The organism is Flavobacterium sp. JAS (assembly GCF_020991455.1).
GTDB lineage: Bacteria > Bacteroidota > Bacteroidia > Flavobacteriales > Flavobacteriaceae > Flavobacterium.
On record NZ_JAJMOX010000007.1, the window covers coordinates 212462 to 226136 of the forward strand.

At 34.6% G+C, this 13675-nt stretch carries 2 protein-coding genes; both read left to right on the top strand.

Translation table 11 applies throughout. The features are described 5' to 3' along the window. The first annotated feature begins 416 nt into the window (after positions 1-416). Complete coding sequence (locus tag LPB88_RS12120; protein WP_230715875.1) at positions 417-7769, top strand: hypothetical protein; 7353 nt, start codon at positions 417-419, stop codon at positions 7767-7769. Positions 7770-7781: 12 nt separating this feature from the next. Beyond that, on the top strand, positions 7782-13637 hold the full coding sequence (locus tag LPB88_RS12125; protein WP_230715877.1) for a hypothetical protein: 5856 nt from the start codon (positions 7782-7784) through the stop codon (positions 13635-13637). Positions 13638-13675 lie beyond the last annotated feature (38 nt).

Genomic DNA, 13675 nt, shown 5'->3' on the forward strand with positions numbered 1-13675 from the left:
CGCAGAAATTCGTGAGACAAAATACTCAAAAATTACTATTTATTTAATGCATAAAGAAACTTATCTCTATACAAGTTTCATCAATCTTTTATTGGCTTTTTCCAAAAGCTGAACTACCATATCATCCGTTTGCTTTACAACCTTGTAAAGTCATAGAACATCCCTGTTAAACCACTAAGCACAAATTTTTTAAACATCAAATTTAGGCTGACTTTTACAGTATCAAAAGGAAAAAACGCTAAAAACAATTAAAAATTAGCAACTTTTTGTAAGTATTATTTAAGCCCGAATAAATTGCGGTAAACCCTATAAACCCAAATAAATGAATTAATTATTTGATTGCAGAGATTGGTTGTAACAACTAGAATTTAATCATGCAAAATACGAACAAAAATTAAAGTCAAAAAAAATAGAATATGCCAACTAATCCAATTCCAGCAATTCCAATTCCAGCTGCTACAGCAAGATATTACCCTCGATTATCTGAGGTAGTAACTGTAGATGATTTACCCGAATTTTTGTCATTTGTTCAAAATGGTTTAAATGCCATTTTTGATAAAATACATTATAAAAACTTACAATACTCAAAAGGGTATCGTGGCGACTCGGCCTTTTATAGCCTTGATATCGTAACGAGCAAAAAACTGGCTCTTCCATTACCATTTGGTTTAGGGCTTGTCCTTAATCCTGACTTAAAAGACGGAGATTCGGATATTTCATCATTTCCTATCACGCTTGAATATCAATGGGAGATCCTAGCGTTTATTAAAACCTTTAGTTCAAGTAGTTTTTCGTTTTCATTAGAAGATTTTTACGCCGTAGGTCTGCAAGTTTTTCGTATCAGCGAAGAGCAGGTAATTGCCCACATGCTAAATGTTTTTGTAGAAGCTGCAGATGGAATTACAAAATACGAACAGCTTTTAAAAGACATTAATGATTTACAAGCCATTACCCAAAACCCATCTTATCAGGAACTAGAATTCCCTGCCGGAGTTGAGCAATCTATTTCAGGTGTAATTTCACTAATCAATAATAATCCAGGAATTACAAAATCAATTCCTTTGCTTTTGTTTGCGGTTTATATTTTAAAATCAGATTTAAGCGACACTAAAAGCAAACTTCAGGAATTCTATAATATTATCGCTCCGGATGGTATCGAAGCTCATATTAAAAGAATTATCACGCCAAAGGCAAAAGCTACTCTTGAATTAAGCGCCGGTATTGAGTTTCCGCAAACTATTTTAAGGCCCGTTGGTGCTGATGGCTCGGCTTATCCCAATCCTGCTACAAAATCAATATTTGTATTTGGTAAAGCACAATTATATGCCGATACAGAGGCAGGTATAGGTTATCAATTAGAACTTGCCGGTACATTAACTCCCCCACATGCCATCATTGGTAATACTGGTTTAATTCTTGAATTAGATACTTTAAAAGTCGATTTAAGTAAGAAAACCAACATTCCAGAGGCAGATGCAGATGGTCGTCCAAATGATTTTATTGGAGTCTATGCGCGTGCCGTTTCAGTTACTTTACCCTCAAAATGGTTTCATGGCGAGGATGAAGTACAAGGCAGTACTGCAGCTACCTTAAAAATTGGCGCTTCAGATTTATTAGTAGGTACAGGAGGTTTATCCGGAAATATTTATCTGGAAACAGTACCTCAAGTTACAAATGGTGCATTTCATTATTTTGATGACAAATTCGATCTGCTTTACCCAATTACAATGTTTGAAAAGAATCCGGAAAGTGGTGAAGTAGAGAAAAAAGAAATTACTGGTTATACTGAATTAACTACTTTTCTACAAGAATTAAACGCTGCTAAATTACCTTATGCTTTTGATTATCCCTTAGCATTAAGAACATTGCCAACTATAGTACACGCAACTATCAAAGCATCTGCTGTTTATACTTTTGAGAATGCTAAAGACTACCAAAACTTTTTATCGCAGCTTATTGAAAATACACTATGGAAAACCATCGGTTCGCCTAGTAAAGGTTTTAGAGTAGGTTTCAATAAGTTCGATATTTCTTTTAAACAAAACAAGGTTATAGGTTCTAATATAAAAGGCCAATTAATTATAGGAAAATTAAAGAAAGAAGATGGTACACCTTTTAGTGCGCTTATTGAGGGGCATTTATACGATGACGGTGACTTTAATCTTACTGCTTCATTTAATAAAGAAAATGCCCCGAAAGCCAATTTATTTGGTCTGGTAAATTTGGACTTTTATAGTTTTGAATTGGGGAAAGAAGACAATGATTATTACGTAGGAACCTCTTGTTATGTATCTTTCCCTGAAGATACATTAATTTACAGATTAGCAAAAGGTCAGGGTTTTGAGGTTAAAAAACTTCGTGTTTACAGTGATGGAAGTATTGAAGTAGAAGGAGGTTCTATTCCAATTCCTATTAGTTTACCCATGGATCTTGGACCAGTTCAGATGGCGGCAACCAATATCAATTTTGGTTCTACTCAAATTAATGGAAAAAAATATAATTTTTGGGGATTTGATGGTGCTATCAGTGTCAATCCGTTAGGATTAGATGCTCGTGGTGAAGGCATTAAATATTACTATAGTACAGAAGAAGGTTTTAAAGACTCTTTCATCAGAATTCAAACTATCGAAGTCGATTTGATCATTCCCGGAACAGCTACGCAAGAATCAGCTATGGCTATTATTCATGGTATGATTTCGCTTCCTCAACCAGGGGTTTCTAAAGAATTCGTGGGAGAAGTTTCCTTAAAATTACCAAAGGCAAAAATTACAGGAAGTGTCGGAATGCGTTTTGCGCCTAAATATCCTGCTTTTTTAGTTGATGCGAGTATTGAATTACCTACTGGTATTCCCCTTGGATTTGTTTCAATCACTGGTTTTAGAGGTTTATTAGGATTTAGATATGTGGCTACCAAAAAAGCTGCCGGATTAACCGTAGATAATTCTTGGTACGAATTTTATAAACATCCAAAAGCAGGGATCAACATTAGAAAATTCAGTGGTCCTCCAGACTCTTTACAATATGATTCACCATTTTCTATTGGAGCTGGTGCAACTTTTGAAACTACAGGAGGAAGTATATTGACACTTCGAGCAATGTTATTACTTTCTCTTCCTACATTATTTTATATTGAGGCAGGATTAAGCGTTCTTGGTGACCGATTAGGACCTATTGAGAAAGATCAAAGTACACCACCGTTTTTTGCAATGGTTGCCTTTGGAGATGATTCATTAGAGTTGGCTGCCGGCGCAGATTTTCAAATGCCTGCACAGGGTGGAGAAATCATTAAGGTACATGCTTTATTAGAAGCCGGGTTTTTCTTTAAAAACCAAAAGCCTTGGTATATCAATATCGGATCTAAGAAAGATCCAATTACAGCGGAAATCTTAACCTTATTTACGGCTAAAGCATTTATCATGCTATCGGCTCAGGGAATTGAAGCCGGTGCAAGATTAGACTTTAAACTGCAGAAAAGTTTTGGACCTGCAAAAGTCAAATTATGGGCTTATTTAGAAATGGGTGGAAAAATTTCATTTAAAGGTCCTCAAATGGGTGGTTATATTGCTGCTGGAGGAGGAATTCAGATTAAAATCTGGATCATCAATGTTGAAATTGTTTTAAACACCATATTCTCTGTAGAATCATTTAAACCATTCCTTATTTATGCTAAACTAGAATTAAGTGTACGTGTTAAAATTGGTTTTATAAGAGTACGTAAAAACTTCTTAATTGAACTGCAATGGGATATTAACAGAATTGTAGACCGTACGCCATACAGCCCACTTCCTAAAGGAACATTTGGAGATATTAATGACAACAGAACAGCCGATTCTGTAAAAGGGGTACACATGCTTACCAATCAAGCTTTCTTACTTGATTATTTCGATAATATGCCTGCCAATGCAACTGCAATCTCTAGTATAATTCCTTTAGATACATACATCGATATTAAAATGGCAAAGGGATTATTACCTCCTACCAGCCTTTCTAAAATAATTGGAGGATATACAGCCGATGCGAAAAATTATACCGATATAAAGCCGCCTGAAGCAACATCAAAAGCAGGTAGAAAACTCCGTCAGGTAAAACATGAATATGCTATTGAATCAATTGGATTAAAATTATGGAATGGAAGTGCCTGGATTCCTTATAATCCTTTTGAAGCCGTTCTGCCAGAAGGTTCTTCAACAGATCTTGTAAAAGATATACCTTGGTCGCAATGGCAAAAAGTGGCTGATCAATACGATAGTATTCGTGTATTGGCAACCAATCCGTTTTCGTTTTTAAGTGCGGGTGAACCTGGCTGGCATGTGCCGGAACAATACGGAATCACGCCTTCTAAGTTGTTCTGTGTATCTGATCAGATTTCTCCGGAGTCTACCAATTTCTTAAACAAAAGAATTGGAAAACGTTATTATGTACCAACGCAATATGAAGCGGATAAGATTAATGGTTTGTTCTTTAAACTCGTTGGAGAATCTCCGGAAATTGTAGACGGTAAACTTACTGATGGAGATTTTATGAGCATTTCTGCAGAAAGTAATCCTTTTGGTTTCAGGAGATCTCTTTCATTCAAAAACTATGACAAACTGGAAATTATTTTCCCTGAGTCTGCGATTGAACCAACTTTAAAACTTACAACGCATGCCAAAACAGTAAAAGTTAGTGCCTATACATCTGTTTTTAACGACAAGGATAAGTTAGCTCATTATAAATTAGTTCAAATAAGTAAAACTGCCAACTCAGCCGCTTTAGATGAGTTAACTTATACTAAGGCTGAACTACAAGGAGCTATAAAATTATTCGACAATCAAAGCGATATTTTATTAAAAAAGAAAATCGATAAAATTGTAATTAGTCCTGTTGCAGCAAATGCTGAGGCTATTTTGGATGTTCGTAATAAAATTGCTGCGTTATTTAATGATACTTATGCTTCAACTGATGGCGAATTCATTGTGTCTGAACCTAGTGATTTAGAGGAATATGATAATTTGTTAGCGCAATTGGCAGTATTAAAAGCTGATGCTGGTAACGATAATCCGACAGGAACTACTGAGCCATTGACGTTTACACGTTTTTATGGATACACCGGAAGAACTCTTTATTCGTTTGATAAAATTTTCAAATATAATGAGACCTATTTAATTTCATTTCATCCAACTCCAAAGACCACCGTTATAGCGCAAATTGATGCTAAAGGAAATCTGTTGAGAGAACGTTTATTGAATGGTTTAGTGACATCGATGCAAGTTGTAAATGGTAATTTATTACTTACTCAGGCTCTGGATGCTACTCAGTGTAAAGGAATTGGACAAGCCATTATCGATGATACTTTTGTAGTAGGCTGCGTAAACCCTGCCGCAACAACTGCCATTATTGAACTTGATTCTGAATTAAACAAAAACTTCGGAATGCAGTATATGAATACTTATTCTACAGGTTTCAATAAGTTATTGCCATTGCTAAATAATGAATTGCTTTGGATTAATACGCTGGCAACTGAAACTCAAATTAACTGGGTTAATGGAACTGATCGTTCTATTGTTAGTCGCGTAAAAATAGACGAAGTAGCCATTGAAGTTCTTCAGCATAATACTACTGATTTCAGCGTGATTACAAAAAATAAAAAAATCATTCATATTAGTATTAATGCAACGACTAAAGCAATTGCAGTAACGGATACAAAATTAGTTTCTGAAGCATCAATTTCCGAAATTACAGCTGCTGTAATCGCAAATGATAAAGTCTTACTTACCGTTAAATTGACAAACGGGAAATTCGGATTAGCTCAAGTTAACGGAACTAATATTACGATTGTTAAAAACGATACCATTTTTGATTCTGCTGTTTATTTATCTAATAATACTCTTGCTGACAATTCTGTTATTGCATACAATGAAAAATATCTGTTTGTGTTTAGCACTTCATTACAACTTACAAGATTAATTGAAAGAGGAAGTGCAGACGATAAAGCATCTATTATTAACATTCAAAACGAACCTTCGGAGAATGAAATTTTAATGATTTCTGCAAAACCGAATGAAAAAGGAGTTTATTTCTCTTTATTTAATGATCAGTTTGATAATTGTTCTTTACATCCGGCCACAACTGTTTCGGTTACTGCGTCTGCATCTGCTTTGACAAGTGCTACTGCAAATCTTACAGGATTAGACACAATTATTAAATATGAATATAAAGGAGCAACAAAATCTTCAAAATTATTGACAATCAGTAGTATTATTTGTTCAGCCGGAGGAAATCCAGATGAGGACAATGAAGTAGATTACACAACTTATATTCAACAAATTGAGTGGTTAAGTTTGGAAAGCACTATGCACAATTTAACCATTCCAGGACCTGATGCTGTAATTGAAGATAATCAGGCAATGGAAAAGGCGATTCAAAATACGGTTCAGCCTATTTGGAGACCAAATTCAACTTACTGTTTAGATTTTACCTTAACAGATAAAGTAGACAATAAAGATACCACCAGGTTTAATTACTATTATGGTTTCAAAACATTAGGACCTGTAGGGCACTACCCTGTTCCTGATGCTGTGGTTCCTGCTGGTCAACCAGCGCCTGCTAAAAATGAATTAACAGAATTATCAAAATCACCATTGACTTCGTTAAGACAATATTTAGATTACAACCGCTCATACCCTAATGCTGATGGAAGTTTATTATTATCTAAACCTTCATTCTACGGGAATAAAGAATGTAAAGTGTCTTTGTTTTTTGCAAATCCATATGTGTATCATATGCTTACAGATTGGACAGCTTATGCCAGTAAACCAAAAATTGATGGTGTTTTGAATCTTATTATTAAAGATCCATTAAATGATGTTCTTATTCCATATCCATTACCAACAGAAACAACAACATATCCTAAAGCAGAAGCAGGTAATGCAGCATGGGTTGATGATAATGACCCAAGAATTCCTTTAAATATTCAAATGTTACAAAACATGATTAAAGGAAGTCCTGATTTGAAATGTACAATTACAATTGGGGACGCCTTAAAACCAAAATCATATGGATATGAGGTAAAACTAACCGATTTAAAGCCTTCTAAATTGTACACCGTTTTAGTAAATAATTATTTTAATGCTAATGAAAATCAAATTGAGGAGAAAAATGAAAATGTATTAGTACATCAATTCGGATTTCAAACATCACGTTACAAAAATTTTGCAGAACAAATACACAGTTATGTAATTGAAGAGAAAGATGAATTGGGTGCTGTAATTAACTCAAGAAAAGCATTATACGATGTTAAAATTAGTTTAGTTCCAGAACAAATTCAGGCCTTATCTGATGTTGTTGCCGGAGTATCAACAAACGCATTAAGTAATGCAATTGCATTGAAATACCAACATTCATTTGATAGAGCAATCGAGGGAATTTTAAAACTATCACCTCTTGATCCTGCTCAAAGAACTGAAGTGAATCGTATTATCGATACAACTACTGGTGATGTTGTGGCGCTTTTAATTCGTAATCCGGAGCCTTTTAATATTCCTAAAATTCCATTAGCAGAAATCAAGGATTCTATTTCGGTAGTTGGTGGTACCGGATATACTGTGCTGCATTCTAAAGATTATTCTCAGGCCTTAATTATGCATGCCAGCAAAAAAATCACAGAAAATAGTTTGAACATTCAATTTGATTATAGAATGTGGAATGATAAAGCCAGTATTCCCTTGACAGTTTCAGCTGACAAACAAATATTGCCAGTAGCATTAGAATTAGAAAATATAAATCTTTAAAAAACAATAAAAATGAGTTCTATAAATCTACAAGAAAGTCAACTCTCGGGCTGCGAAACATACGTAGCAATCGTTGTTGATGAGTCGGGTTCTATAAATGGAAACGAAGCACAACAAATACGTGATGGGCTAACTTCATTTATCAATTCTCAAGCTCAGAGCAAAATTACACTTTCATTAATTGGAATGTCTGATAATGATGATACTTTAAGATCTGATAATGTTATTCAAAAAAGAATTTCGAGTAATCAAACTGAATTTTTAACCTGGATCAATTCATTTGGTTCAGGTAGGGCTAGCAAGCAGTCTGATCACTGGGCATCTGGTTTAAAAGCTGTAAACAATCTATCTGTAATTCCGGATGTTATTGTTATAGTTACAGATGGTTTGCAGGTCAACAATGCTGATGCGCTTAAAACTTTATATGGAGATTTAAATCTAAAATCACAGATTTTTGTATACGGTGTAACAAGTACTGTAAACAATGCTAGTGAATTAGTGACTCCCCTTACCTCTTTTCTAGGAAAAGCGCCAGTATTAAAAAGTGGCGGTATTTCTATCCTGGATTCAGATTATATCAGAGTTCCTGATTTTAGTACTTTGGGTAGCGAACTAAACCAGCTTAATGCTGATTTATCGGGCAAGCAAATAGGTTGTGTTTCCAATGTAAGTATTATTCAAAACAAATTGGTATATCCGGTTTTAAGAAGAGGCCTGGCTGTACATAAGCCAGCAGGAACTTTAGTTCTTAAAAATAAAAGCCGTGTTGCCTTAACTTTACCTGCCGGAACAAGAATTCATAATGCAAGTAATATTAATGGATTGGTTTTTAAACTTGAAAGTGCCGTTACCATCGCCGGGTCGTCTCAGCTTGAAGTTAACATCAGAGTTGACGGAACACCTTTGTCAACCGGAAATTTTCCAGCACTTTTAGTTATAGCTAAAGTTACTAATCCTTTGGGATTAAGTATCAACTTTAATGTTACAAAAGAATTATACACTGTTGTTATTGATCCTGCTAAAACAGCTTTACAATCTACAAGTTTGCAAATTGCTGCTGCCGGTTCTAAAGGACTTGACAGTACAAAAGGGATCCACCTTCGTTGGATTTTGGCTGGAGAATTAGGAGCAAATCACCTTCCAAAAGGAGATCTGTTTACAGGAACAAATTCTAATTTCAATAAATCTGATGATTTCGTAAAAGTATACAGAGCTGCTTATACTAAAGTTGCACATAAATTAGACTTAACAAAAAAGCCTCAGTCTGTAGATAGTCGCCATGCATTATGGGTTTATAAACCAGCACCAAAAAGGTCAATCTATGTCTATTTTAAAAACAAGGCAAAGTATCTCATAACAAGAGCTAGTATTGATCCTATGCTAAATCCATCGGGCTTTATTCAGGCTTATGGAAATGAGATTATTGAGATTGAAAATAAAAGTGAATTATTTTTTGCAGCAGAGCTAAAATTTAGTTCGGCAAACAACTCAGGCATTGTAAAATTAGAAACATTATCTGTTGCTGAAAATACTATTGCTGCATCAAAAAGGCTTAGTAATCGTAAAACTTACTCTTCTACACAGGTAAATACAATACGTGTCGTTGCAGAGAATGGAAGAATTATTCGATTTAAGGCAAGTAATTGTTTATTAAGCGAAATCAATTTTGAATTTTATTCTGATTTTATCCTAAATGCAAATGAGAATGGAATTTGGGATCTAAAAGGAAAATATGCTTTGACTACTGATGATAATAAAGCATTTGAACAATTAGAGCCAAAACTAAATGCTGTTCACGGAAAATGGTTGAAATTTAATGATGGTGAATACGTAAACGTAAACAACTATAAAGATAAGTGGAAACGTACAACTGCCGATGATGATAAAAACATTAAAGAGGTTGTTCAGAGTTATCTAACCTTAAGTCTTGACGATACTAATCCGACAGCTTTAGAAACTATTAAATTTAATGACAATGTTCCTGTAAACGAACCCAAAGAAGGTGAAGTCGCAGAATTTGCAGAAAATTCAACTCAAATATCTAATCTGGATTTATTAAACATTGCTGCAAATGATTATCATATTGCCAGAATGTTAGGTTTGGGATGTATTGATATTGATGAAACGGTACTTTCTGGAGAATACATTTATCTAACAGAGTATGTTACACTTAAAAATTTAGAAGGAGGTTCGACTCCTAAAGAAGTACAGCACCTTTCTATGAGTATTCCAACCTCTGTAAACACAGAACGTTTGCCTCTTCCTGTACAATTAAGTAAATTTTCACCAGGCCTTAATGCAGGTTCAGATGAAGACGAACAAACAGCAAAAATTACGGATCCGGATGGATACAGTTTTGATGGTAAGAAAAGATATGTGAGCTTGTTTATGAATGACATCACAGATTATGATGTAAATACTTCTTTTTTTAGTTCTACTCTGGAATACGACGGAAGCACTTTTACATTCCCTATTTATGCGGGAGTTGATTATAAATTTAAAGGTGATCTCAATTGGCAGAAACCTGAATTAGCTTGTGATACTGCGTACTCAAATGTTACTGCAGCATTAACTCCTGCTTCTTATGAGCCTGCTCCTATTATTATTCCGGAATCTGGAAAATCATTTTTAAATGTTCGTCAGGAAAAAACAGGACCTAATACATATGTTTATCAGGGCTATGGTATTAATATTTTTTCAAGAGCAACCTCGGGAAGTCAATTAGAGATTAGTTCTGACATTAAACCAAAGAATACCTTATTGTCTCCAACCGGAATTAATGCCCTGTTGATTACCAAAGAAAATCCGTTAATGTTTACCTCAATGAGTGAACAAATTAAATTTGACGCGCTTTCTAAAGATCAGTCAGTAGTAGATAAAACTTACATCCGACTTCTTTTCGATTATTATTCTGTTCAGGAATCATTAAACTATGCTATTCCCGATGGTATGAGCACCTCTAATGCTTTACTTGCTGATGAAATTTTTCCGGATAATGAAGAACTATTTGCTGATTATTTTAAACTTTATTACAGAGACAGTCTTCCTCAAATTGAGCATGCCAAAATCTCTGATATTGCCAATAGCCCTACAAATGAACTTACCTCAATTATTACTATCAAAGAATACAAAATTCTTAGTAGTGACGAACAAATTAAGATTAACTTAACTAACGAGAACAAAAACAGGTTTGTTGGAGGTATTTTAACAGTTGGCGATCTAAACTATGTCATTCAAAGTATTAACGACGTTGTTATTACAGCAGGAAAATTTGACTATGCTACTATCGAAGTATTAAAAAAAGAAGTAAGCGACAGCCTTCTTTCAGATGGAGATGCTACAATTGATTCTGAGCAAATTAAGGAAATTAAAACACCCGTAAACGAATTATGCTCTTTGGTTGAGAATATGTTAACGCCTGCAAACTGGCATCAACCTAGTCCAATTGGTTTTCAGGTTCAGTTGCCAGAAGCTTTAAAAACGGTTCATAGAGAAATTGTTTTACAAAAAGACAGTCAGGGAAATGACACTTTACAAGTAGAAAAAACACGCGGAATCTGGAACAAAAGAGTGGTTATTGAAAAGGTTTTGGAAAAAGCCTATCAAGTAGATGAACACGGAAAATATGTATTAGATGCTAATGAAAATGCAATTCCATTACCTGATACAGAACAAAAACATTTTGGTTTATACAAGCTTACTTTCAAAGGATTAAAATTTGCCCAACATCCGCAATATAATAATAACGGGCAAAATTCGGTTGAATGGATGAACGGTAGCGTTCGCTTATTTACTAAAAGCTGTTTTGATGGCGACAACCCTATTCCTGTAAAAACCAGAAAAGAGTTTAAGGTTGTACGTGTAGATAATATAGGGACAGATCAGGATTTAGTATTGACTATTAATGATCCTAACTTTAAAATAAAAGAAGACGCAACCCAAACCATGGATCCTGCTTATGATCATATCCTTATTAAAGAAAATGAAGCGCATATACCACAAGAGCAGGAAGTAAATTATTATCCAAGTTATAAAGTATATCTTTTTGCTGATCCTGCAAACGGAATTACGGCAGCAAACATTCTGCCAAGACCAGGAGAAAATACCCACTATTCCATTTTTGGAATTAGCAGCCATTCTAATTCTCTAAACTATGATTCCAGAATTAGTGTGCCGAGCCCAATGTATGCGGTTAGAATTGAAAAACCAATTAAACCTGAAGATGTAAAAGGAGCTTTGTATGCTACAAGACCCGATTTCTTTAATAGATCAACATACACATTTACAACCCGATATACACGTCGTCCTTACGGCATGCTGCATTACAGGGCAAATGACGATGCATTATTAAATGTTTTATACGAAACAGCAACAATTAAGACAATTCGTGAAAACCTAAGTAAGCTTGGCGGAAATAATGAAACTTATTTTACCAACAGATGGCAGAATTTCTTAGATTTTGAAGCACTAGTAGACAAGAACAACGTATTGAATCCTGTTGATTTATTAGGACCTGATCAACAGCCAAATCCGTTGCCTCCAAGAGTACCATTAAACTATACGGAATACCCAGTTGAGGATGCTGCAGCATTTAAGTACCGTTTTCCTGCTCCTGATAGCGTTTTGTTAATTGCTTCAATAAATGAATTTATTAATTGGCATAATCTATCAAACCCAACAGCAATACAGGTTCCGAAGCTTCTTAAGCTTAATTCTCTTAATGATGTAATCATTTCGACAAAACATGGAATTGAAAGAAATTTATTAGCCATTCATTTTATTGAACAAGCTATTCAGGCAGTTTTTGTACCGCTTACTGAAGTACCAGTGGTTTACGATTATATCAAGGACAATGACTATGTGCCTGTCAATAAAAAACAAACGATTAAAGACAAGAATGGGAATATTTTAAAATATCCTAATCCGGATTTGGATATTGCGCCAATGATGAAAATCACAAATGCAACAGAATTCAGAACACAATTTACTGATTTTAATCTGGATGGAAATTCACAAAACATTTATTTCTACGGAGTTCGTGAAATGGATATTAAAATGAATTTCAGTGAGTTTAGTACGTTTTTAGGGCCTGTAAAACTAGTTCCTTCGAATCCGCCGCAAACTCCTGAAATCAAGCGAATCATGCCTATTTTAGAAAATAAGGTTTTAGGAATCAAACCTTCAATTCAAATAGAATTAAATGCTTATAAACCGGAGTATAACATCAGAAAAATAAATATCTATCGTGCAAAAAATGTGCTTGATGCGCAATCGATTAGAACAATGACTCCTGTCAAAGAAATTTTAATTGATCAGAATACTTTATCTAGTGATTTTGAGAGCGTTTGGACCATTTATGATGAATTTGAAGACCTTGAACAAGTTCCTTTTGGAGATGGCCTTTTCTATAGAATTACTGTATCGAGAGAAATTGAATATGCTGATCCGAGTTCTACAGAACTTAATCCAATTGTTAATATTGATTATACGCCATCTCAACCATCAAAAATTACCGCTACAGTGATTGCTGATAATGTTTCACCTGAATCTCCAGTATTACAAGCCACAGGAGTTCCAACAGGAACCAATGGATCTGTATTGAAACCAGTTGTTTTCAATTGGGAAAAAACAGTTTATAATGGTAAATACCTTCTTTACAAAATGAACAATCAAGGAAACTGGGAGAAAATTCATGAAATCGTCTCTAACGAAAGTATTGTAATTCTGCCTTTGGCTAATGTTCCTTCATACACTGATGAATTAGTGATTAAGACTGTTGATGATAAGAGAATTTACCATCACTTCAAAGTCCTTTCGGTGAACTCTTCAGGTATGTTCAGTAGTGAGGAAAAAATCCTAACCCTTTAAATTTTAAATGAATCCCAACGATAGTATTCGTTGGGATT